This is a genomic window from Staphylococcus sp. HMSC14D10, assembly GCF_001808125.1.
Lineage (GTDB): Bacteria > Bacillota > Bacilli > Staphylococcales > Staphylococcaceae > Staphylococcus > Staphylococcus haemolyticus.
In genome coordinates this window covers 1-21491 of the sequence record NZ_KV792278.1, presented here as the reverse complement: position 1 = coordinate 21491, position 21491 = coordinate 1, and the positions used below count along the sequence as shown (strand labels likewise).

Genomic DNA, 21491 nt, shown 5'->3' with positions numbered 1-21491 from the left:
GATATCGAGACCGAAAGGTCTCTTTTTTTATGCACCAAAACAAAACCGAAGGTTTAATAAGATATCAACAAATCAAAGTGTTATAGCTTTACGAAGAGCAAGCATTTGAAGTCGATGAATTAAGAATATTGGTTTATTATTAATAAGACTTAGGTTAGGTATTACATCTACAATACATGGTGCTCAAAAAGTATTTGGTGGCTTTAAAGAGCCAATGGCAATGATGTCTGATTTAGGTTTCCCTGCCTTCTTCGGTGTTATTTTAGGATTATTTGAATTCATCGGAGGCATTTTAATGATCATTGGTTTATTTGCTAATTATGTAGCTGCCGGCTTTATCATAATTATGCTTGGAGCTTTATTTACTGTCCATCTGTCACAAGGTTATATGGCATCTGAACTTGTGATTATACTATTGGTGATGAGTGTAGCCATATTGATTTCTTATAATTGGAAGAAAGCACTTGAACTGTATTAAGAAACTATTAATGTCTAATTATTACTTAATATAAACGATGGCACGTCGACAAGTTTTTAACTTATGGACGTGCTTTTTTTACTATACAGTTAATGATTTTATTAAAACGTCGGTGTGCTCTTTAAGTTTATGATTCGGAATACCACCAAATCCAATAATAAATTTTGGAAGTAGTTCATTTTCTTCCGCATAATTGTAAACGTTCAATTTTAATTTCAGTTTCTCAGCATTGTGGAGGCATTGAGACATTGTAAGTCCATTGTCAACAGTTATAGTAAAATGCATTCCTGTTAAAGCACCTTCGATTTTTAATTGATCTTCATGTGGCTTCAAACGTTCTAATATATAATTTAGTTTCTCTCTATAAATCTTTCTCATTTTATTTAAATGACGCTCAAAACTTCCAGATGACATGAAGTTAGCAATAATTTGTTGGATATGCACAGGTACTGTGTTGCTTTCTTTATAAGGCATTGACAGATAAGATTGTAATAATTTTTGAGGTAAAACAATATAAGCAATACGGCAACTCGGGTAAAGTGACTTTGAAAATGTACTAATATAAATCACTTTGTCATTTTTATCTAAACTTTGTAAAGCTGGAATAGGTTTACCGTAATATCTAAATTCTGAATCATAATCGTCCTCAATTATATATCGGCTATTTTGTTGATGTGCCCATTTAATTAACTGTGTTCGTTTCTTTAAATTCATGACATATCCTGTAGGAAACTGATGTGACGGTGTTATATAAACAATATCGTTATTAGAATTTATGATGTCAATCATATTAATTCCATCTTTTTCAACTGTTGCCTGTATATAATCATGCTTGTTTTTATCTAAAACATGTTTTATGGGCGGATAACTTGGTTTTTCTATTATAAAAGATGATGTTTTAAGTAAATCTGTAATCATGTTTAACAGCTGCTCTGTAGAAGATCCAATGACGATTTGATTGGGATGGCACGAAACCCCTCTACTATTAAATAGATAATGGGCAATTTGTTGACGTAAATTTAATTCTCCTTGGATATCACCTTTTTCTAAAAGTGCTAATTCATTATCTTCAAAGGCTTCTTTTGCATACTTTCGGAAAAGGTTGAGGGGGAAGTATTCTGCATCAATTTCAGCTAAATTAAAAGCATACTTGTATTGTTTACTCTCAGGTGTCTTAGGTTCGGTTTCTATAAATTGATTATTAATATTGATGACAGGTAATGACTGAATATCGGAAACATAATAGCCAGAACGTGGTTTAGAGTATATAAAACCTTCATCAAGTAGGAGTTGATAGGCGTGTTCAATCGTTGTATGACTAAGAGATAAATGTTCACTTAACTGGCGTTTCGATGGAAATTTGTCTTGTGCTTGGTATTGACCTTCTATAATTTGGTTTTTTAATTGTTCATAAAGTGATATATATAATTTTTGCTTTTTCATTTTAATAACTGACCCCTAATTTTATAAATAAATTGTACCTTTTTAAATATCAGTTTATAACTTAAAATGAATTTAATCAAATTGGAAAAGGGGTTAATTTTATGTCAAAAATCGTAGGATCAGATCGAGTTAAACGAGGAATGGCTGAGATGCAAAAAGGCGGCGTTATTATGGACGTTGTTAATGCAGAACAAGCTAAAATTGCAGAAGAAGCTGGCGCAGTTGCGGTTATGGCTTTAGAACGTGTACCATCTGACATCAGAGCAGTTGGTGGGGTAGCACGTAGCGCTAATCCTAAAATTGTTGAAGAAGTAATGAATGCTGTATCAATTCCAGTTATGGCGAAAGCACGTATTGGTCATATTACTGAAGCACGTGTGTTGGAAGCTATGGGCGTAGATTATATTGATGAATCAGAAGTGTTAACACCTGCTGATGAAGAATATCATTTAAGAAAAGATCAATTCACGGTTCCTTTTGTATGTGGTTGTCGTAACTTAGGTGAAGCTGCGCGTCGTATTGGTGAAGGTGCTGCAATGTTACGTACTAAAGGTGAACCTGGTACTGGTAACATTGTAGAAGCAGTTAGACATATGAGAAAAGTTAATTCAGAAGTTAGTCGCTTAGTTGTGATGAATGACGATGAAATTATGACTTATGCAAAAGAACTTGGTGCGCCTTATGAAGTTTTAAAACAAATCAAAGATCACGGACGTTTACCAGTAGTTAACTTTGCAGCTGGTGGTGTTGCTACACCTCAAGATGCTGCTTTAATGATGGAATTAGGTGCTGATGGTGTATTTGTTGGTTCAGGTATTTTCAAATCTGAAGATCCTGAGAAATTTGCTAAAGCAATTGTTCAAGCTACAACGCATTACCAAGATTATGAGCTTATTGGCAAATTAGCTTCAGAATTAGGCACAGCAATGAAAGGTTTAGATATTAATCAAATCTCATTAGAAGAACGTATGCAAGAGCGTGGTTGGTAATATATGAAGATTGGTGTATTAGCATTGCAAGGTGCCGTACGTGAACACATCCGTCATATTGAACTTAGTGGTCACGAAGGTATTGCAGTTAAAAAGGTTGAACAATTAGATGAGATAGATGGGTTAATTCTTCCAGGTGGCGAATCTACTACATTGCGAAGATTAATGGATTTATATGGATTTAAAGAAAAATTACAACAATCGGATTTACCAATGTTTGGCACATGTGCAGGTCTTATCGTACTAGCGAAAGATGTCGAAGGTGAAACTGGCTATTTGAAGAAATTAGACATAACTGTTGAACGTAATTCATTTGGACGACAAGTAGATAGTTTTGAAGCAGAGTTAGATATTAAAGGTATTGCTGAAGACATTGAAGGTGTATTTATTAGAGCACCTCATATCGCTAGTGTTGAAGAGGGCGTAGAAATATTAAGCACAGTTGGCGATAAGATTGTAGCAGTAAAGCAAGGCAAATATTTGGGCGTATCATTCCATCCGGAATTAACAGATGATTACAGAGTAACGCAATACTTTATTGATCATATGGTTAAATAAATGAATAATGGCAATTTTAGGGACGTTTTAAAAGTCTTCAATTTGCAAAAAAATAACCTAGAACTTCTTTATAAATTGGAAGTTCTAGGTTATTTAATTTCGATATTAGATAAAGAAACCAGCAATTGCAGCTGAAATGAATGATACTAATGTTGCACCAAATAATAACTTAAGTCCAAAGCGCGCTACGACATCACCTTTTTCAGAGTTAAGTGATTTAATGGCACCTGAGATAATACCGATTGAACTGAAGTTTGCGAATGATACTAAGAATACAGACGTTACACCTTTTGTATGTTCAGATATATCTTTTAAGTTACCTAATGATTGCATTGCAACAAATTCATTAGATAATAATTTAGTTGCCATAACGGAACCTGATTTAACAGCGTCTTCCCAAGGTACACCAGCTAAGAATGCTAATGGTGCAAAGACAAATCCGATTAATGTTTGGAAGTCCCATTTAATTGCGCCACCTGATACTAAGCTAAATGCACCACTTACTAAACCGTTTAATAATGCGATGATTGCAATATAACCAATTAACATTGCGCCTACGATTACTGCAACTTTGAAACCATCTAAAATGTATTCTCCTAACATTTCGAAGAATGACTGTTTTTTAGTTTCGCTTTCGTCTACTAATAGTTTATCGTCTTCTTCATTAACTTTATAAGGGTTAATGATTGAAGCAATAATGAAACCACCAAATAAGTTTAAAACAACAGCTGTAACAACATATTTAGGTTCAATCAATGTGAAGTATGCACCAATAATTGACGCTGATACTGTAGACATTGCTGAAGCTGTTAATGTGTACAAACGTTGTTTAGGTATGTAAGGTAACTGTTGTTTCAATGAAATGAATACTTCAGATTGACCTAAGATTGCAGCAGCAACTGCATTGTATGATTCTAAACGTCCCATACCATTAATTTTAGAAATTAAGAATCCTAAAACATTAATAATCCATGGTAAGATTCGAGTATATTGTAAGATACCAATTAATGCTGAAATAAATACAATTGGTAGTAACACACTGAAGAAGAATGGTGGGTTTTTAGGATCTACAAACTTAAATCCGCCAAACACGAAGTTAACCCCTTCTGCAGCTTTTTGTAATAAGTAGTTAAATCCTTCCGAAATGCCCCCAATAACTGTAATACCTGCTGTCGTTTTCAATAAAATAAACGCGAACACAAGTTGGATAACTAATAAAATACCAACATATTGCCAGCGGATATTTTTTCTGTCAGAGCTAAACAAAAATGCAAGTGCCAAAAAGAAAATTATCCCTATAATCCCAATAAGAATATGCATAATTCTACTCCTTTAAATTTACTTAACTAATATAATACAATAAATTCTTACATGTAACATCAATAATTTTAGAAAATTAAAAAACAAATTGGTTGAAAAAGGTCAAAGATGCTCATATAATATAGTCAAAGAAGGTCAAAAGAGGTGGTAAATCATGCACAACATGTCTGACATCATAGAACAATACATTAAAAAGTTATTCGAAGAAAGTAATGAAGACGTGGTAGAAATTCAACGAGCAAATATTGCTCAACGGTTCGACTGTGTACCTTCTCAATTAAATTATGTCATTAAAACTAGATTCACAAACGAACATGGTTATGAAATAGAAAGTAAACGAGGTGGTGGAGGTTATATCCGAATCACCAAAATTGAAAATAAAGATGCAACGGGGTATATTAATCATCTGTTGCAAATCATTGGGCCATCCATTTCCCAGCAACAAGCTTACTATATTTTAGATGGTTTGCTAGATAAAGGTCTCATTAGTGAAAGAGAAGCAAGAATGATTCAAGTTATAGTTGATCGAGAGACTTTGAAAATGGATGTTGTTGCTCGAGATATTATTAGAGCGAATATTTTAAAACGTTTGTTACCAATCATTAGTTTTTATTAATAGAAAAGCGAGGTGTCTATGTGTGCTTTGCGAAAACTGCCATTTAAATGAAGCAGAGGTTAAACTTACAGTAAAAAGTAAAGAAGGCACTTCTGAGAAATGGGTATGTTCTATATGTGCTCAAGGTGAAAACCCTTGGCAACAAAATGAAACGCCATCCCCGCATTCTCAGTTTCAAGACGATATTGAAGAAGCATTTGTCGTCAAACAAATATTGCAACATTTGGCAACGAAACATGGTATTAATTTCCATGAAGTAGCTTTTCAAGAAGAGAAGCGATGTCCAACGTGTAAGATGACATTAAAAGATATTGCGCATGTAGGGAAATTCGGGTGTGCAAATTGTTATGCCACTTTCAAAGATGACATCGTAGATATAGTAAGACGCGTTCAAGGTGGACAATTTGAACACGTAGGTAAAACGCCTCGTTCGTCTCATAAGAAACTTGCCATCAAGAAACAAATTGAGGAAAAAACAAAATATCTCAATGTACTAATAGATGAACAAAACTTTGAAGAGGCTGCTATCGTTAGAGACGAAATAAAAGCATTGAAAGACGAGAGCGGGGTGGAACGCAATGAGTGATATGAATGCACATATCAGTGAATGGATGAAGGAAACTGAAGAATCTCCAATTGTTATGTCATCAAGAGTTCGATTGGCTAGAAATTTAGAAAATCACGTTCACCCACTCATGTTTCCATCAGAACAAGATGGGTTCAGAGTTATAAATGAAGTACAAGATGTATTGCCTGATTTAGATTTAATGCGTTTGGATACAATGGATCAACAAAACAAAATGAAACTTGTTGCAAAACATTTAATTAGTCCTGAACTGATTAAACAACCCGCATCAGCAGTGTTATTGAATAAAGATGAATCAATAAGTATTATGATTAATGAAGAAGATCATATACGCATACAAGCAATGGGCACCGATTTATCTTTACACGACTTATATAACAAAGCTAGTGAGATTGATGATACTTTAGATCAATCACTAGACATTAGTTATGATGAACATTTAGGATATTTAACTACGTGTCCAACAAATATTGGTACAGGTATGCGAGCAAGTGTGATGTTACACTTGCCAGGATTATCCATTATGAAACGTATGAATCGTATTGCACAGACAATTAATCGTTTCGGTTTTACAATTCGAGGTATATATGGAGAAGGCTCGCAAGTGTATGGCCATATTTATCAAATCTCAAATCAATTAACACTTGGTAAGACTGAAGATGAAATCATAGATAATTTAACTGAAGTTGTTCAACAAATCATAAATGAAGAAATGCAAATTCGTGAACGTTTAACTCAATACAATGAATTAGAAACGCTAGACCGTATTTATCGGTCATTGGGTATTTTACAAAATAGTCGAATCATTTCAATGGAAGAAGCTTCTTATCGTTTAAGTGAAGTGAAATTAGGTATCGATTTAGGGTATTTAACATTGAGTGATTTTAAATTTAATGAACTAATGGTAAGTATTCAATCAGCGTTTATCTATAACGATGAAGATGAAACAATCTCTGTAAATGAAAAGAGAGCAAATATATTAAGAGAATATACTCAATAGGAGGTACAAAAATATATGCTATTTGGTAGATTAACTGAACGTGCACAACGTGTCCTAGCACACGCACAAGAAGAAGCGATACGTTTAAATCATTCTAATATAGGTACAGAACATTTGTTATTAGGTTTAATGAAAGAACCAGAAGGTATTGCTGCTAAAGTATTAGAAAGCTTTAATATTACCGAAGATAAAGTGATTGAAGAAGTCGAAAAATTAATCGGTCACGGACAAGATCAAACAGGAACATTGCATTATACACCAAGAGCTAAGAAAGTAATTGAACTTTCAATGGATGAAGCAAGAAAGTTACACCATAACTTTGTAGGTACAGAACACATATTATTAGGTTTAATTCGTGAAAATGAAGGCGTAGCTGCTCGCGTATTTGCTAATCTTGATTTAAATATTACAAAAGCGCGTGCCCAAGTCGTCAAAGCACTAGGTAGTCCTGAAATGAGCAATAAAAATGCTACAGCAAATAAATCAAATAATACCCCTACATTAGATGGATTAGCACGTGATTTAACTGTCATTGCCAAAGATGGAACGTTAGATCCAGTTGTTGGTAGAGATAAAGAAATTACTCGTGTAATTGAAGTGTTAAGTCGTCGTACTAAAAACAATCCTGTACTAATTGGTGAACCCGGTGTAGGTAAAACTGCAATTGCAGAAGGCCTTGCTCAAGCTATTGTTAATAATGAAGTACCTGAGACACTTAAAGGTAAACGCGTGATGTCACTTGATATGGGAACAGTTGTAGCTGGTACTAAATATCGTGGTGAATTTGAAGAACGTTTGAAAAAGGTAATGGAAGAAATTCATCAAGCTGGTAACGTAATCTTATTCATTGATGAATTACACACATTAGTTGGTGCTGGTGGAGCTGAAGGCGCAATCGATGCGTCAAACATATTAAAACCAGCATTAGCACGTGGTGAATTACAATGTATCGGTGCGACAACATTAGATGAATATCGTAAAAACATCGAGAAAGATGCAGCGTTAGAACGTCGTTTCCAACCTATTCAAGTTGATGAACCAACAGTTGAAGACACAATTGCAATTTTAAAGGGATTACGTGATCGTTATGAAGCGCATCACCGCATCAATATTTCAGATGAAGCACTTGAAGCGGCTGCTAAATTAAGTGATCGTTATGTATCAGATCGTTTCTTACCCGATAAAGCGATTGATTTAATTGATGAAGCAAGTTCAAAAGTAAGACTGAAAAGTCATACAACACCTAACAACTTGAAAGAAATTGAGCAAGAAATTGAAAAAGTAAAAAATGAAAAAGACGCAGCAGTTCATGCTCAAGAATTCGAAAATGCTGCTAATTTACGTGATAAACAAACTAAACTTGAAAAACAATATGAAGATGCCAAAAATGAGTGGAAAACAACTCAAGGCGATCAATCCACTTCTCTATCAAAAGAAGATATTGGTGAAGTCATTGCAGGTTGGACAGGTATCCCGCTTACAAAAATTAATGAAACTGAATCAGATCGATTATTAAATCTTGAACAAACGTTACATGATAGAGTTATAGGCCAAAATGATGCTGTAACTTCTATTAGTAAAGCGGTACGCCGTGCTCGTGCAGGATTGAAAGATCCTAAACGTCCAATCGGTAGTTTTATCTTCTTAGGTCCAACAGGTGTAGGTAAAACAGAATTAGCTAGAGCATTAGCAGAATCAATGTTTGGTGAAGAAGATGCAATGATTCGCGTTGATATGAGTGAGTTTATGGAAAAACATGCTGTGAGTCGTTTAGTTGGAGCGCCTCCAGGCTATGTAGGTCATGATGAAGGTGGCCAATTAACTGAGAAAGTAAGACGTAAACCATACTCAGTTATCTTATTTGATGAAATCGAAAAGGCGCATCCAGATGTATTTAATATTCTATTGCAAGTTCTAGATGATGGTCATTTAACTGATACAAAAGGACGTCAAGTTGATTTCCGAAATACAGTGATTATCATGACTTCAAATGTCGGTGCACAAGAATTACAAGATCAACGCTTTGCTGGTTTCGGTGGCAGTTCTGAAGGTCATGACTATGAAACAATTCGCAAGACAATGATGAAAGAATTGAAAAATTCATTCCGTCCAGAGTTCTTAAACCGTGTTGACGACATCATCGTATTCCACAAACTTTCTAAAGATGAATTGAAAGAAATCGTTACAATGATGGTTAATAAACTAACACAACGACTATCTGAGCAAGATATTAATATTGTTGTAACTGATAAAGCAAAAGAAAAAATTGCTGAAGAAGGCTATGATCCAGAATACGGTGCCCGTCCATTAATCAGAGCTATTCAAAAAACAGTTGAAGATAACTTGAGTGAATTAATTTTAGACGGTAACCAAATTGAAGGTAAAGAAGTTGTCATCGACCATGATGGTGATGAATTTAAATATAATATCAATGAAAAAAATAATGGTATTTCAGATGAAGGCAACGAAGCAACTGAAACTGAAGCATAATACAATAAAATTAATGTTAAATATAAGCTGAGACATATCATATTCGAATGTCTCAGCTTTAATTTTTTGATTTCAATGAATCAATTTTAATCATTATAAGTATTAATTATCACTAAAATAAATAGAATCAAATTTATACTAATTTGCTTAAGTTTACATTTGTCATTGTGCAACGTTACATATAAAATAGATTTGTTCAAAGAAAAATCGGGGGTGCAATTTTGGCCAAAAAGAAAGTAATTTTTGAGTGTATGGCTTGCGGCTATCAATCTCCAAAATGGATGGGAAAGTGTCCTAATTGTGGGTCATGGAATCAAATGGAGGAAATTGTTGAAAAAGCTTCAAATCCTAAACACGGCGTAAAGACATCAACGTCTAGCGCAAAAGTCCAGAAATTAAATGATATCAAGAATGAAGTGACACCGAGAGTTCAGACAGAATCAAAAGAGTTCAACCGCGTTTTAGGTGGTGGCATTGTAAGTGGCTCTTTAGTGTTAATAGGTGGAGATCCTGGTATCGGTAAATCAACGTTATTGCTGCAAATTTGTGCATCATTGTCACAAAAATTAAATGTACTGTATATTACAGGTGAAGAATCACTAAATCAAACTAAATTACGTGCCGATCGACTAGATGAAGATTCGAGTAATTTAAATGTGTTAGCAGAAACAGATTTAGAGGTAATACATCAAACAGTTCAACAAGCACAACCTGATATTTTAGTTGTGGATTCCATTCAAACAATATATCATCCTGAAATTAGTTCGGCACCTGGTTCTGTGTCTCAAGTTAGAGAAAGTACACAGAGTTTAATGAATATTGCTAAACAAATGAATATTGCAACATTTATCGTCGGACATGTTACAAAAGAAGGTCAAATTGCAGGACCGCGTCTATTAGAACATATGGTTGATACTGTACTGTACTTTGAGGGAGATGAGCATCATGCTTATCGTATCTTGAGAGCGGTTAAGAACCGTTTTGGTTCTACTAATGAAATGGGCATTTTTGAGATGAAACAAAGCGGATTAAAAGGCGTTCATAATCCTTCAGAAATGTTCTTAGAGGAACGTTCTACCAATGTGCCGGGATCAACGATTGTAGCAACTATGGAAGGTACACGACCTCTATTAATAGAAGTTCAGGCCTTAGTGACGCCTACAACATTTAATAACCCTAGACGTATGGCAACAGGTATAGATCATAATCGTTTGAGTTTATTAATGGCTGTATTAGAGAAAAAAGAAAACTATTTATTACAACAACAAGATGCATACATAAAAGTAGCTGGTGGCGTACGATTGACAGAGCCGGCAGTTGATTTAAGTGTTATAGTAGCAACAGCTTCAAGTTTTAAAGATAAAGCAGTAGATGGGCTTGATTGTTATATTGGGGAAGTAGGTTTGACCGGTGAAGTGAGACGTGTTTCTCGAATTGAACAACGTGTTCAAGAAGCAGCTAAATTAGGCTTTGAACGTGTTATTATTCCACAGACAAATATCGGTGGATGGCAATTTCCTGAAGGCATTAAAGTAGTTGGAGTGTCTACAGTACATGACGCTTTAAAATATGCATTCAAATCGTAAATATAGTGAAAAAGAGGTGAGACTTATGAACGTATTAAAAGGAATTGTAATCATAATATATATTATTCTAGGTGCTGCACTTGGTATTTTACTAATACCTGAAATACTTAAGGATTTTAATATTAATGGTTACCCATTTTTACATAACTATTATATAGATGGCTTAATTGGAATAGTAGTATTTTTCTTGATTTTTGGCTTCTTTATTAATAAAGTTACGAAGACTTTTAAAGCCATTGAACATTGGATTATGCAGCGCAGTGCTGTTGAAATTTTATTTGCAACACTTGGACTTATCATTGGATTATTTATATCAGTTATGGCTTCATTTATTCTAGAAATGATTGGAAATACGATATTAAATCATCTAGTACCGCTTATTATTACATTATTGCTATGTTATTTAGGTTTCCAATTTGGTTTAAAAAAGCGTGACGAAATGTTAATGTTCTTGCCGGAAAATATGGCACGCTCTATGTCTAAAAGTAATATTAGTGCTGTACCTAAACTTTTAGATACAAGTGCAATTATCGATGGACGTATTTTAGATGTCATTCGATGTGGTTTTATAGATGGTGAAATCCTTATTCCGCAAGGCGTTATTAATGAACTTCAAGTTGTAGCTGATGCGAATGATAGCGTGAAACGTGAAAAAGGACAACGTGGCTTGGATATATTAAATGAATTATACGACTTAGAGTATCCTACACGCGTGATACATCCACAAAAGTCTCACAGTGATATAGATGAATTATTGGTGAAGTTAGCACAGACTTATCATGCGCATGTGATTACTACCGATTTTAATTTAAATAAAGTATGTCACGTGCAAGGAATTAAAGCTTTAAACGTGAATGACTTATCTGAAGCAATTAAACCAAATGTTCATCAAGGTGACCGCATTAATATTCTATTGACTAAAATGGGTAAAGAGCCTGGTCAAGGTGTAGGCTATTTAGATGATGGCACAATGGTAGTCGTTGACAATGCGAAATCACTTGTAGGTAAACATGTAGATTTAGAAGTCATCAGTTTATTACAAACATCATCAGGGCGTATTATTTTCGCTAAAAAAATAGACGATTCAGAGTAATGATAAATATGTTCTTTAAACTTAGAGATTAAGAAGATACGTTCAATTATAAAAAATTAAATTATTGTAAGTGATTAGGTTTCATGTGAAACGCTAAATGTGGAGGGGACTCTTTTCAAGAAGCGAAGCATGGAACATATTTACATAAAGTAGATGTATGAATTAATGATTATCTATAGCGTAAACAAGTGACTTATCAAAGTATTGATTTAGTGCTACAATAATGAAGAAATGCGAACTTTTATCTAAGGGTAATGTAAAGTGGAAAGTTATTCGGGAACATGTCTAAAATGATAGTTTAGAATAGCTTTTTTTCTAATGGTTTGAAGATGTTTCTTACTGGCGTAGAACGACTCGGTTAGAGTGTAAAGTTTGTAGCCTGTATTAGATAAAGCGTATAAATTCGAAGTTAAAACATAACTAATATTTATAGGAGTGAATACGATGAGTGAACGTATTAGAGTGAGATATGCGCCAAGTCCAACTGGATATTTACACATTGGTAATGCAAGAACTGCATTATTTAATTATTTATTTGCTAAGCATTATGATGGTGATTTCGTAGTGCGTATTGAAGATACGGATAGTAAACGTAACCTTGAAGATGGTGAGTCATCTCAATTTGATAACTTAAAATGGTTAGGATTAGATTGGGACGAATCAATCGATAAAGACAAAGGTTATGGACCTTATCGTCAATCAGAACGTGGTGATATCTATAATCCACTTATTCAACAATTATTGGACGAAGATAAAGCGTACAAATGTTACATGACTGAAGAAGAGCTTGAAAAAGAACGTGAAGATCAAATCGCACGTGGTGAAATGCCTCGTTACGGTGGTCAACATGCACATTTAACTGAAGAAGAACGTCAACAGTTTGAAGCTGAAGGTCGTCGCCCATCAATTAGATTCCGTGTGCCTCAAGATCAAACGTATACGTTCAATGATATGGTTAAAGGTGAAATTTCATTCGATTCAAACAATATAGGTGATTGGGTTATCGTTAAAAAAGATGGCATCCCTACCTATAACTTTGCTGTAGCTATCGATGATCATTACATGGAAATTTCCGATGTTATTCGTGGTGACGATCACGTTTCTAACACACCAAAACAACTTATGATTTATGAAGCATTTGGTTGGGAAGCGCCACGCTTTGGTCATATGTCGCTAATTGTTAATGAAGAACGTAAAAAATTAAGTAAACGTGATGGCCAAATTTTACAATTTATTGAGCAATATCGTGATTTAGGTTACTTGCCAGAAGCGTTATTTAACTTTATTACATTATTAGGTTGGTCTCCAGAAGGAGAGGAAGAAATCTTTTCTAAAGAAGAATTTATTAAAATCTTTGATGAAAAACGTCTTTCTAAATCACCAGCGATGTTCGATAGACAAAAATTAGCATGGGTTAATAACCAATATATGAAAACAAAGGATACTGACACTGTATTTGAACTTGCATTGCCTCATCTTATTAAAGCTAATTTAATACCAGAATCTCCAAGTGAAGATGATAAAGAATGGGGTCGCAAATTAGTGGCACTATATCAAAAAGAAATGAGCTATGCTGGCGAAATTATACCTTTATCTGAAATGTTCTTCCATGAAATGCCTGAATTAGGAGAAGAAGAACAAGAAGTCATTAATGGAGAACAAGTTCCTGAATTGATGACACATTTATATGGTAAATTAGAAGCTTTAGAACCATTTGAAGCGGCTGACATTAAGAAAACAATTAAAGAAGTACAAAAGGAAACAGGTATTAAAGGTAAACAATTATTCATGCCTATTCGTGTTGCTGTAACTGGTCAAATGCACGGCCCTGAATTACCTAATACAATTGAAGTATTAGGTAAAGATAAAGTACTTTCACGATTGAAAAAATTCGTGTAAAGGACATCAGGCAAGTTGCACGAATGAGATGCTAATTTAACATATCTAACACTTGAAATTTTACATTAAAGCAAATATGATAAAGTTAAAGATGGCGAAGCCATTTTGGTATGAGTATTTAAAGGCGAAGGATTAGTAAATATTGGACTATGATATCAGAGAGTGTACGGATGCTGTGAGTACGCCATAGACGATGTTGAATGCACCTTTGTATAATCAACTAAATATAGTAAATGAGTATGATAAAGTGAATCTAGTAACCTATAGTTATATAGACATACTAGCTTGCATTTATCTAGAATACAGAGTGGAACCGTGCAGTAGCGCCTCTAGCATCTTAAGTGTTAGGGGCGCTAATTATTTTATTTAGAATGTATTTAAGTATTTTGCTATTAAATTTGGAAATTTTTAAACTTTTAAAAAAACTGAGGGGGCGACAGTCTTGATAAAAAGAATGAGAGACGATGTGAAAATGGTATTTGAACAAGACCCAGCAGCTCGTACAACATTTGAGGTTATTACAACATATGCTGGATTACATGCAGTTTGGAGTCACCTTATTGCACATAAATTATATAATAAGAAACGCTATGTATTGGCGAGAATTATATCTCAAGTATCACGTTTCTTTACAGGTATTGAAATACATCCGGGCGCGAAAATTGGCAAGCGCTTATTTATAGACCATGGTATGGGTGTAGTAATTGGTGAGACTTGTACAATTGGTGATAATGTGACTATTTATCAAGGTGTAACACTGGGTGGTACGGGCAAAGAAAAAGGAAAACGTCACCCTGATATTGGCGATAATGTATTAATCGCAGCTGGGTCAAAAGTGTTAGGTAATATTCAAATTGATTCGAATGTGAATATTGGTGCGAATTCAGTGGTATTACAATCAGTTCCAAGTTACACGACTGTAGTCGGTATTCCGGGGCATATTGTTAAACAAGAGGGTAAACGTATCGGTAAAACATTTGATCACCGTAATTTACCTGACCCTTTATATGAACAAATTAAGCAACTAGAAAAACAACTTGAAAAAGCGAAGAACGGAGAGATTAAAGATGATTACATTATATAATACATTAACGCGTCAAAAAGAGACATTTGAACCTATCGAACCAGGTAAGGTGAAAATGTATGTCTGTGGTCCGACAGTATACAATTATATTCACATTGGTAATGCACGCCCTGCCATAAATTATGATGTTGTACGTAGATATTTTGAATATAAAGGATACGAAGTGATTTATGTTTCAAACTTCACAGATGTAGACGATAAATTAATAAATCGTTCTAAGGAATTGAATGAGAGTGTACCGGATATTGCAGATAGATACATTAAAGCGTTTTATGAAGATGTTGGTGCATTAAACGTTAAGAAAGCGACTTCGAATCCACGTGTAATGAATCATATGGATGAGATTATTGATTTTATTAAAGAGCTAGTTGATGAAGGTTACGCCTATGAGAGTGACGGCGATGTCTACTTTAGAACACGCAAATTTGAAGGTTACGGTAAATTAAGCCATCAGTCATTAGATGATTTAAAGGTAGGAGCAAGAATAGAAGCTGGGGAACAAAAAGAAGATGCGTTAGACTTTACTTTATGGAAAAAAGCAAAACCAGGTGAAATTAGTTGGGAAAGTCCTTTTGGTGAAGGGCGTCCAGGTTGGCATATTGAATGTTCAGTAATGGCGTTTCATGAACTAGGCAAAACAATTGATATTCATGCTGGTGGTTCTGACTTACAATTCCCTCATCACGAAAACGAAATTGCGCAATCAGAAGCGCATAATCATGCCCCATTTGCTAATTACTGGATGCATAATGGTTTTATAAATATAGATAACGAGAAAATGAGTAAATCGTTAGGTAACTTTATACTAGTTCATGACATCATAAAAGAAGTAGATCCTGACGTACTGCGATTCTTCATGATTAGCGTACATTATAGAAGTCCTATTAACTATAATCTAGAACTTGTTAATGCAGCTAAGAGTGGTTTAGAACGCATTCGTAATAGCTATCAATTAATAGAAGAACGTGAAACAATCGCGACAGACATCGTTGACCAATCTAAATATATCGAACAAATTGATGCTATTATAGAGCAATTTGAGACAGTAATGGATGATGATTTCAATACTGCTAATGCTGTTACGGCTTGGTACGATTTATCTAAACTTGCGAATAAATATGTTTTAGAGAACAATACATCTACTCAAGTCATTTCTCGATTCAAAGAAGTTTATCAGATATTTAGTGATGTACTTGGAGTTCCACTAAAAGGTAATAAATCAGATATGTTACTTGATGAAGATATTGAAAAGCTCATCGAAGAACGTAATGAAGCGCGTAAAAATAAAGACTTTGCACGTGCAGATGAAATAAGAGACATGCTTAAAGAACAAAACATTATATTAGAGGATACGCCACAAGGTGTACGCTTTAAACGTGGATAATATGGATATTAAATTGTTAAACCCGTTAACACTAGCCTACATGGGTGACGCAGTGTTGGACCAGCACGTGCGAGAATATATCGTTCTTAAATTACAAAGTAAGCCTAATCGATTGCATCAAGTTTCGAAAAGTTATGTGTCTGCGAAAAGTCAGGCGCAAACTTTAGAAACATTATTTGAAATGGGTTGGTTCACGGATGAAGAATTAGATATTGTTAAAAGAGGTCGTAATGCTAAAAGTCACACTAAGGCTAAAAATACGGATATTCAAACTTATCGTAAAAGTTCTGGTTTAGAAGCAGTCATTGGATATTTATATTTAGATCATCAAGAAGAAAGATTGGAAAATTTACTTGATATGATTGTTCAAACAGTCAATGAAAGGTAGTGAAAACAGTGGAAGATATCGTTATTGTCGGTAGGCATGCTGTTAAAGAAGCGATTGTTTCTGGCCATACAATTAATAAAATTTGGATACAAGAGGGAATCAGAAAGCAACAAATCAATGATATTTTACAAAATGCTAAAGAGCAAAAATTGATTGTGCAAACAGTTCCAAAATCCAAATTAGATAATTTAGCAAATGCACCTCATCAAGGTGTTGCTGCACTTATTGCACCATATGAATATGCTGATTTCGATCAATTTATTCAATCTCAAAAGGATAAAGAAGGTTTATCAACTGTAGTGATTTTAGATGGCCTTGAAGATCCGCATAACTTAGGCTCTATATTGAGAACGGCAGATGCTAGCGGTGTTGATGGTGTTATTATTCCTAAAAGACGTTCAGTAGCATTAACGCAAACAGTTGCTAAAGCGTCAACAGGTGCGATACAACATGTTCCAGTTATGCGTGTTACGAATTTAGCAAAAACAATTGACGAATTAAAAGAACATGGCTACTGGGTAGCAGGTGCTGAAGCGGATAATGCAACAGACTATAGAGAAATGGCGGTGGATATGCCATTAGCTATCGTTATCGGTAGTGAAGGACAAGGCATGAGTAGATTAGTGAAAGATAAATGTGATTTTTACATTAAAATACCTATGGTTGGACATGTTAATAGCCTCAATGCATCGGTAGCTGCTAGTTTAATGATGTATGAAGTATATCGTAAACGTCATCAAATCGGAGATAACGCATGAAAGATAAATATTTGATAATTGATGGCTACAATATGATTGGACAGTCACCTGAACTCGGTAAAATTGCAAAAGATAATTTGCAAGAAGCACGAGAGCAATTATTAGATGCTATAGCAAACTATAATGCTGTTGTAGCTGATGAAATTGTATGTGTGTTTGATGCGTATGAACAATCAGGTATAGAAAGAGAATACATTTATCATGGTGTAAAAACAGTATTTACAAAAGAAAAAGAGACTGCGGATAGCTATATAGAACGTTATGTTTATAATTTATATAACAAGCACACGACACATATTACCGTTGTAACCAGTGATATGAGCGAGCAACATGCAATATTTGGTGCTGGCGCATATCGTGTATCTTCGAGAGAGATGTGGCGTGATTTAAGAGAAAATGAAATCACAGTGAGTAAGTCATTAGATGATTTCACAGAAAGTAAACCGAGAACTCGCATTTCGTTATCAAATGATGTATTAGCAGAATTTGAAAAGATTAGACGTGGAAATCATAACAAAGATTAAAATCGTCCACTTGTCTTTTGAAAATGACTTCATATAAACTTTGCCTAACTTAATTTGAAAGGTAAGGTTTATGGCGCATCAATTTATACAACTAGAGAAGATCTTTAAAGCATTCCAAAATAGTCGTAGTAGTCACGAACAAGAGAGATTATTTATAGATATAGTAAACCACATACAACCTAAACTTTTTATAAAATTTAAAAGTTATGGAATGAAAAATGAAGATATTGAAGATTTAGTACAAGAAACTTTAATCAGGATTTATTTAGCACTTCATACATTTGATTTTAGTACAGATGTTCCTTTCGAACACTATTTGAATTGTATCGTACGATCGATGCGAAATGATTTTTGGAGAAGAAAATATATTGAGACTGATAAGCACGAAAGCATCATTAATGACTATGTTATTGATTACAAATTGAATCAATCAAGTAAACATATTGAAGATATCTTTATGATAAAAGAGAAGCGAGAATTGCTAGCGAGTAGTTTAACAGTATTAAGTCGATTCGAGCGAAGCGTAGCTGAATTACTAATGTCTGATTATTCGCCTAGTGAAATTGCAAAACAGCTAGGTATTAAAGATAAAGTGGTTTACAATAGTATTCAACGTTGTAAAATGAAAATGAAGTACTATTTATTGAGGCGTCTTTATTAAGTTGTATCAACTCATACACATCGGCGCTTGTTTGACATTTAATGTTAGGTTTATGTATAGTATACTGGTATTAAAATGAGCAAAGGTGAACTGATTTGAAAAAAGTACCTTTAATTTGTGATGTTTGTGGTACTAGAAATTATAACGTACCGAAAAAAGAAACTTCTGCAACGAGACTAGAAATAAAAAAATATTGTTCGAGATGTAATGCACATACGATTCATAAAGAGTCTAAATAATAGTGAAAGTATTGCTATTAAAGTTAACGGTTAACTAACTGTGAGTATGGAGGTAATTTTGATGGCTAAAGATAAGGGCACAAACAAAGAAAAAGACAGTTTCTTCCAAGGCGTTAAAAGTGAAATGGAAAAAACGAGTTGGCCAACAAAAGAAGAACTTTTTAAATATACTGTAATTGTAGTTTCTACAGTAATCTTCTTTATGGTCTTTTTCTGGGTATTAGATATAGGTATTGGGAATTTAATTGAACTATTTAGATAAGAATAAGGAGTGACAACATGTCTGAAGAGGTTGGCGCAAAGCGTTGGTATGCTGTGCATACGTATTCTGGATATGAGAATAAAGTTAAGAAGAATTTAGAAAAAAGAGTAGAATCAATGAATATGACAGAACAAATTTTTAGAGTTGTCATACCTGAAGAGGAAGAAACACAAGTTAAAGATGGTAAAGCTAAAAAACAACTAAAAAAAACGTTCCCTGGTTATGTACTTGTAGAACTAGTGATGACTGATGAATCTTGGTATGTAGTACGTAACACACCTGGTGTTACAGGATTCGTTGGTTCAGCTGGAGCAGGTTCTAAACCAAACCCATTATTACCTGAAGAAATGCGATTCATTTTAAAACAAATGGGACTTAAAGAAAAAACAATCGACGTAGAATTAGAAGTCGGAGAACAAGTTCGTATTAAATTTGGACCGTTCGCTAATCAAGTTGGAGAAGTTCAAGAAATCGAACCTGATAAATTTAAATTAACAGTATTAGTTGATATGTTTGGAAGAGAAACACCAGTTGAAGTTGAATTTGATCAAATAGAAAAACTATAATCAATTAAATTTAAAAAACATTGAACAACAAAAAAGATGAAATTTTACTATTGCTTTTTAAGTTGGTTCAGTGTTAAAATAATGTGGTCGCGTTTTTATAGCGCTCATTTCGTCACGAAATGTTTATGAGTGGGAGGGCAAAACTGAGCCCTGTGACCACATCACGATATCAAGGAGGTGCACATCGTGGCTAAAAAAGTAGAAAAAGTAGTTAAATTACAAATTCCTGCAGGTAAAGCGAACCCAGCACCACCAGTTGGTCCAGCATTAGGTCAAGCAGGTGTGAACATCATGGGATTCTGTAAAGAATTCAACGCACGTACACAAGAACAAGCAGGTTTAATCATTCCGGTAGAAATCAGTGTTTATGAAGATCGTTCATTTACATTCATTACTAAAACTCCACCGGCTCCAGTACTACTTAAAAAAGCGGCTGGCGTAGAAAAAGGTTCTGGTGAACCTAACAAAACTAAAGTTGCTACAGTAACTAAAGATCAAGTACGTGAAATTGCTCAAACTAAAATGCAAGACTTAAACGCTGCAGACGAAGAAGCAGCTATGCGTATTATCGAAGGTACTGCTCGTAGTATGGGTATCACTGTACAATAATTAATGAATACAAAGTTAGTTTAATTTTGAAATAAACTGATAGACGATAGCAGGTAACAGAAATGACAACGACAATATTGTCTATGATTAGTCTGGGTGACTAGTAATCTTTCTTAAGATTACTCAAACATTAGACATTCATCTGTTATCTGCTCTTAACTTGTGTTAGGCACAAGTAAGCGTGGGAGGAAATTCCGCTAAAACCACTAAAGGAGGAACAATAAATGGCTAAAAAAGGTAAAAAGTATCAAGAAGCAGCTAATAAAGTTGATCGTACTAAACATTATAGTGTTGAAGAAGCAATCAGCTTAGCTAAAGAAACAAGCATTGCTAACTTTGACGCATCAGTTGAAGTTGCTTTCCGTTTAGGAATTGATACACGTAAAAATGACCAACAAATCCGTGGTGCAGTAGTATTACCAAACGGAACTGGTAAATCACAACGTGTATTAGTATTTGCTAAAGGTGACAAAATCACTGAAGCAGAAGAAGCAGGCGCAGATTACGTAGGTGAATCTGAGTACGTACAAAAAATCCAACAAGGTTGGTTCGACTTTGACGTAGTAGTAGCTACACCAGACATGATGGGCGAAGTAGGTAAATTAGGTCGTGTATTAGGACCTAAAGGTTTAATGCCAAACCCTAAAACTGGTACAGTAACTATGGACGTTAAAAAAGCTGTTGAAGAAATCAAAGCTGGTAAAGTTGAATACCGTGCTGAAAAAGCAGGTATTGTACATGCTTCAATCGGTAAAGTTTCATTCAGCGATGAAAAATTAGTTGAAAACTTCAAAACTTTACAAGATGTATTAGCTAAAGCTAAACCATCATCTGCTAAAGGTACTTACTTCAAATCTGTTGCTGTAACTACAACAATGGGTCCTGGAGTTAAAATTGATACTTCATCATTCAAATTATAATTAAGGGCTCTACGTCAAATCGGACTGATGAGTCCAAA

General features: G+C 34.3%; 23 protein-coding genes. 21 read left to right on the top strand and 2 right to left on the bottom strand.

What is annotated here, in order from left to right; translation table 11 throughout:
- The first annotated feature begins 127 nt into the window (after positions 1–127).
- Positions 128–478 carry a DoxX family protein gene (locus HMPREF3134_RS11545; RefSeq protein WP_070443021.1) on the top strand — a complete coding sequence of 117 codons (351 nt, stop codon included), beginning with the start codon at positions 128–130 and terminating at the stop codon, positions 476–478.
- 81 nt (positions 479–559) lie between these two features.
- Here the strand turns inward: HMPREF3134_RS11545 and HMPREF3134_RS11540 are convergent, their stop codons facing one another.
- Positions 560–1921, bottom strand: coding sequence for a MocR-like pyridoxine biosynthesis transcription factor PdxR (locus HMPREF3134_RS11540; RefSeq protein ID WP_037552098.1), 1362 nt, complete (start codon positions 1919–1921; stop codon positions 560–562).
- A gap of 101 nt (positions 1922–2022) precedes the next feature.
- Between HMPREF3134_RS11540 and pdxS the strand changes: the two genes are divergently transcribed.
- Together pdxS and pdxT are read left to right on the top strand one after the other, a co-directional pair.
- On the top strand, positions 2023–2910 hold the full coding sequence (gene pdxS, locus HMPREF3134_RS11535) for a pyridoxal 5'-phosphate synthase lyase subunit PdxS (protein WP_070443019.1): 888 nt from the start codon (positions 2023–2025) through the stop codon (positions 2908–2910).
- Positions 2911–2913: 3 nt separating this feature from the next.
- Positions 2914–3468: a pyridoxal 5'-phosphate synthase glutaminase subunit PdxT gene (gene pdxT, locus HMPREF3134_RS11530; RefSeq protein WP_037552097.1), complete on the top strand. Its 555-nt coding sequence runs from the start codon at positions 2914–2916 to the stop codon at positions 3466–3468.
- A gap of 105 nt (positions 3469–3573) precedes the next feature.
- Here pdxT and HMPREF3134_RS11525 read toward each other — a convergent pair whose 3' ends face one another.
- A complete protein-coding gene (locus HMPREF3134_RS11525) occupies positions 3574–4788 on the bottom strand; it encodes a NupC/NupG family nucleoside CNT transporter (protein ID WP_037552096.1) in 1215 nt (404 codons plus the stop codon).
- 154 nt (positions 4789–4942) lie between these two features.
- On the opposite strand from HMPREF3134_RS11525, the gene HMPREF3134_RS11520 reads away from it, so the two are divergent.
- The 18 genes from HMPREF3134_RS11520 to rplA all read left to right on the top strand — a co-directional run bounded on the left by HMPREF3134_RS11520 (position 4943) and on the right by rplA (position 21453).
- Complete coding sequence (locus tag HMPREF3134_RS11520; RefSeq protein ID WP_070443018.1) at positions 4943–5404, top strand: CtsR family transcriptional regulator; 462 nt, start codon at positions 4943–4945, stop codon at positions 5402–5404.
- A 22-nt stretch (positions 5405–5426) separates the two neighbouring features.
- Positions 5427–5990 (top strand): UvrB/UvrC motif-containing protein, encoded by a 564-nt coding sequence (locus tag HMPREF3134_RS11515; protein ID WP_011276738.1) that lies wholly within the window; start codon positions 5427–5429, stop codon positions 5988–5990.
- A complete protein-coding gene (locus tag HMPREF3134_RS11510) occupies positions 5983–6990 on the top strand; it encodes a protein arginine kinase (protein WP_037552094.1) in 1008 nt (335 codons plus the stop codon). The genes HMPREF3134_RS11515 and HMPREF3134_RS11510 overlap by 8 nt, the downstream gene beginning before the upstream one ends.
- Before the next feature lie 15 nt (positions 6991–7005).
- Positions 7006–9480: an ATP-dependent Clp protease ATP-binding subunit gene (locus tag HMPREF3134_RS11505; RefSeq protein WP_070443016.1), complete on the top strand. Its 2475-nt coding sequence runs from the start codon at positions 7006–7008 to the stop codon at positions 9478–9480.
- Between the two features lie 221 nt (positions 9481–9701).
- Positions 9702–11066, top strand: coding sequence for a DNA repair protein RadA (radA, locus tag HMPREF3134_RS11500; RefSeq protein ID WP_011276735.1), 1365 nt, complete (start codon positions 9702–9704; stop codon positions 11064–11066).
- A 25-nt stretch (positions 11067–11091) separates the two neighbouring features.
- Positions 11092–12159 carry a PIN/TRAM domain-containing protein gene (locus HMPREF3134_RS11495; protein ID WP_011276734.1) on the top strand — a complete coding sequence of 356 codons (1068 nt, stop codon included), beginning with the start codon at positions 11092–11094 and terminating at the stop codon, positions 12157–12159.
- A gap of 444 nt (positions 12160–12603) precedes the next feature.
- A complete protein-coding gene (gene gltX, locus HMPREF3134_RS11490) occupies positions 12604–14058 on the top strand; it encodes a glutamate--tRNA ligase (protein ID WP_033079758.1) in 1455 nt (484 codons plus the stop codon).
- A 454-nt stretch (positions 14059–14512) separates the two neighbouring features.
- The gene (cysE, locus tag HMPREF3134_RS11485; RefSeq protein ID WP_172458793.1) at positions 14513–15142 is read left to right on the top strand and encodes a serine O-acetyltransferase; all 630 of its coding nucleotides are present in this window, start codon (positions 14513–14515) and stop codon (positions 15140–15142) included.
- The gene (cysS, locus tag HMPREF3134_RS11480; RefSeq protein WP_011276731.1) at positions 15126–16526 is read left to right on the top strand and encodes a cysteine--tRNA ligase; all 1401 of its coding nucleotides are present in this window, start codon (positions 15126–15128) and stop codon (positions 16524–16526) included. Before cysE ends, cysS begins: the two co-directional genes overlap by 17 nt.
- A 1-nt stretch (position 16527) precedes the next feature.
- A complete protein-coding gene (locus tag HMPREF3134_RS11475) occupies positions 16528–16914 on the top strand; it encodes a Mini-ribonuclease 3 (RefSeq protein ID WP_029376688.1) in 387 nt (128 codons plus the stop codon).
- An 8-nt stretch (positions 16915–16922) separates the two neighbouring features.
- Positions 16923–17672, top strand: coding sequence for a 23S rRNA (guanosine(2251)-2'-O)-methyltransferase RlmB (gene rlmB / locus HMPREF3134_RS11470; RefSeq protein ID WP_070443014.1), 750 nt, complete (start codon positions 16923–16925; stop codon positions 17670–17672).
- Entirely contained in the window at positions 17669–18196 is a 528-nt protein-coding gene (locus HMPREF3134_RS11465; protein ID WP_011276728.1) for an NYN domain-containing protein, read from the top strand. Before rlmB ends, HMPREF3134_RS11465 begins: the two co-directional genes overlap by 4 nt.
- A 70-nt stretch (positions 18197–18266) precedes the next feature.
- Positions 18267–18857 (top strand): sigma-70 family RNA polymerase sigma factor, encoded by a 591-nt coding sequence (locus HMPREF3134_RS11460; protein ID WP_070443011.1) that lies wholly within the window; start codon positions 18267–18269, stop codon positions 18855–18857.
- Positions 18858–18952: 95 nt separating this feature from the next.
- Complete coding sequence (gene rpmG / locus HMPREF3134_RS11880) at positions 18953–19096, top strand: 50S ribosomal protein L33 (RefSeq protein WP_075140394.1); 144 nt, start codon at positions 18953–18955, stop codon at positions 19094–19096.
- A 61-nt stretch (positions 19097–19157) separates the two neighbouring features.
- Complete coding sequence (secE, locus tag HMPREF3134_RS11455; RefSeq protein ID WP_011276726.1) at positions 19158–19358, top strand: preprotein translocase subunit SecE; 201 nt, start codon at positions 19158–19160, stop codon at positions 19356–19358.
- A 17-nt stretch (positions 19359–19375) separates the two neighbouring features.
- Positions 19376–19924 carry a transcription termination/antitermination protein NusG gene (gene nusG, locus HMPREF3134_RS11450; protein ID WP_037552085.1) on the top strand — a complete coding sequence of 183 codons (549 nt, stop codon included), beginning with the start codon at positions 19376–19378 and terminating at the stop codon, positions 19922–19924.
- A gap of 186 nt (positions 19925–20110) precedes the next feature.
- Positions 20111–20533: a 50S ribosomal protein L11 gene (gene rplK, locus HMPREF3134_RS11445; protein ID WP_001832298.1), complete on the top strand. Its 423-nt coding sequence runs from the start codon at positions 20111–20113 to the stop codon at positions 20531–20533.
- Positions 20534–20757: 224 nt separating this feature from the next.
- The gene (gene rplA / locus HMPREF3134_RS11440) at positions 20758–21453 is read left to right on the top strand and encodes a 50S ribosomal protein L1 (RefSeq protein ID WP_011276724.1); all 696 of its coding nucleotides are present in this window, start codon (positions 20758–20760) and stop codon (positions 21451–21453) included.
- The last annotated feature ends 38 nt before the right edge of the window (positions 21454–21491 follow it).

What these genes read in the sequence shown, in the direction of transcription:
- HMPREF3134_RS11540 (WP_037552098.1), bottom strand. Translation starts at nt 1,921, where the DNA reads ATGAAAAAGCAAAAATTATATATATCACTTTATGAACAATTAAAAAAC.
- pdxS (WP_070443019.1), top strand. Translation starts at nt 2,023, where the DNA reads ATGTCAAAAATCGTAGGATCAGATCGAGTTAAACGAGGAATGGCTGAG.
- pdxT (WP_037552097.1), top strand. Translation starts at nt 2,914, where the DNA reads ATGAAGATTGGTGTATTAGCATTGCAAGGTGCCGTACGTGAACACATC.
- HMPREF3134_RS11525 (WP_037552096.1), bottom strand. Translation starts at nt 4,788, where the DNA reads ATGCATATTCTTATTGGGATTATAGGGATAATTTTCTTTTTGGCACTT.
- HMPREF3134_RS11520 (WP_070443018.1), top strand. Translation starts at nt 4,943, where the DNA reads ATGCACAACATGTCTGACATCATAGAACAATACATTAAAAAGTTATTC.
- HMPREF3134_RS11510 (WP_037552094.1), top strand. Translation starts at nt 5,983, where the DNA reads ATGAGTGATATGAATGCACATATCAGTGAATGGATGAAGGAAACTGAA.
- HMPREF3134_RS11505 (WP_070443016.1), top strand. Translation starts at nt 7,006, where the DNA reads ATGCTATTTGGTAGATTAACTGAACGTGCACAACGTGTCCTAGCACAC.
- HMPREF3134_RS11495 (WP_011276734.1), top strand. Translation starts at nt 11,092, where the DNA reads ATGAACGTATTAAAAGGAATTGTAATCATAATATATATTATTCTAGGT.
- gltX (WP_033079758.1), top strand. Translation starts at nt 12,604, where the DNA reads ATGAGTGAACGTATTAGAGTGAGATATGCGCCAAGTCCAACTGGATAT.
- cysE (WP_172458793.1), top strand. Translation starts at nt 14,513, where the DNA reads ATGAGAGACGATGTGAAAATGGTATTTGAACAAGACCCAGCAGCTCGT.
- cysS (WP_011276731.1), top strand. Translation starts at nt 15,126, where the DNA reads ATGATTACATTATATAATACATTAACGCGTCAAAAAGAGACATTTGAA.
- HMPREF3134_RS11475 (WP_029376688.1), top strand. Translation starts at nt 16,528, where the DNA reads ATGGATATTAAATTGTTAAACCCGTTAACACTAGCCTACATGGGTGAC.
- HMPREF3134_RS11465 (WP_011276728.1), top strand. Translation starts at nt 17,669, where the DNA reads ATGAAAGATAAATATTTGATAATTGATGGCTACAATATGATTGGACAG.
- HMPREF3134_RS11460 (WP_070443011.1), top strand. Translation starts at nt 18,267, where the DNA reads ATGGCGCATCAATTTATACAACTAGAGAAGATCTTTAAAGCATTCCAA.
- secE (WP_011276726.1), top strand. Translation starts at nt 19,158, where the DNA reads ATGGCTAAAGATAAGGGCACAAACAAAGAAAAAGACAGTTTCTTCCAA.
- nusG (WP_037552085.1), top strand. Translation starts at nt 19,376, where the DNA reads ATGTCTGAAGAGGTTGGCGCAAAGCGTTGGTATGCTGTGCATACGTAT.
- rplA (WP_011276724.1), top strand. Translation starts at nt 20,758, where the DNA reads ATGGCTAAAAAAGGTAAAAAGTATCAAGAAGCAGCTAATAAAGTTGAT.